This is a genomic window from Mesorhizobium sp. P5_C1, assembly GCF_054049815.1.
Window position 1 is genome coordinate 1 of the sequence record NZ_JBFULQ010000895.1, and the last position, 1,497, is coordinate 1,497.

Annotated in this window: 1 protein-coding gene; it reads right to left on the bottom strand. The window is 61.7% G+C overall.

Annotated features, from left to right (window positions below):
• On the bottom strand, nucleotides 1-1,323 hold a 1,323-nt coding region (locus ACXJ7R_RS32355), incomplete at its 3' end, for a DEAD/DEAH box helicase (RefSeq protein WP_457155352.1).
• Between the last annotated feature and the right edge of the window lie 174 nt (nucleotides 1,324-1,497).

Below are 1,497 nucleotides of genomic sequence, written 5' to 3' on the forward strand. Positions count from 1 at the left end.
AAGCAACTCCTGCCCGTCCATGTCGTAAATCTCTTGCGTGTCGGCGTCTCCACCGTCGGTCCCGTCGAACCGCAGCCTCAACTGCCGATCGCTTAGCTCGCTACCCTTGAGAACGGCCCGCCGGCGCTCCAGCGTGGTGAGGATGGCGCGCGTGCTGGAGGTGACCAGACGTTGCATCAGGATCATCAGAAAACCGATGTGCCGCTTCTTCTCGCGTAGGGCTTGGTTATAGCCGTCCCGCACATAGTCACTGACCGCCTCATAGAGACGCTGTTGCGGATAGTGTCGAGCTTCCCAGGCAATCGGAACCATTTGCGTGCGCCGCGGCTTGAAGAGCGGCTTGCCTTCCGCGTCGATGGCCTTGCGCTTTTCTGTTCGGATTACAAAGGGCGCAACGCGCTCCCGCGTAACGCTCCCCGCATCCGGGAATGCATCATCGTCGAGCAAGTACAGCAACCGGTGGAAGGGATCGCTCTTGCCCTGATGCGGTGTCGCCGAAAGGAGCAGAATATAGGGCGCAGCCTCGGCGAGCCCGCGGCCGAGCTTGTAGCGGGCGACCGTATCCGTGCTGCCGCCCAGGCGATGGGCTTCGTCCACCACGACGAGGTCCCAGCCTGCTGTAATGAGATCCTCGAAACGGCTGCGGTTGAATTCGGCGATCCTGGACTGCGACCAGCCCCGGCGCCGGTCGAGGGGCTTCACCGAATCCAGCGAGACGATGACCTGATCGAACATCGCCCACGGTGGGGCGGCCGAACCAGCACCGGAAGTGAGACGCTGCATAGCGCCAATGTCCTCACCGAGGACAAGCTGAAAGCGCTCATCGAAATGGTTTTGCATCTCCGCTACCCACTGGGTGGCAAGCCCCTTGGGCGCGACGACCAGAGTCCGCCGAACGAGACCGCGCAACTTCAACTCGCGGATGATCAGGCCGGCCTCGACGGTCTTGCCGAGCCCTACCTCATCCGCCAGGAGATAGCGGACGCGATCACCGGAAACCGCACGGGAGAGCGCGTAAAGCTGATGCGGAAGCGGAATGACGTTGGATTCCATCGGCGCCAGCAATACCGGGCCATTGATGTCGCCCGTTCCGCCATCCAGCACCTCGGCCACCTTGGCGGCCGCCGCGATATACGCGATACGGTGCCCCTCGATATCAGGCCGTAGATCGGCGCCCAACGGCCGCAGAGTGGATCGCGACACTCGGACAACCGCATCTTGGTTCGGCAACCAAACACGGCACACCGTCTGCCCCCATAGGGTCTGTTCCTCGATGACCTTGCAGGCGCAATTGTGGATGGTGCTAAAAAGCCACTGGTCCACCACAGCCGTCACTCTGGTATAGAAAAGTCATTGTGGTGAACGACGGACGCCAACTCAATTACGCCGTTCGCGCATTCCCAGTAGTGTAGATGGAACTCGTAATCGATGTCCCTTCTCTGCGCTTTGTCGCTCCCCCGCATCCGCTGGGGATCAGCGCCGCCCTTGCCCGTTCTC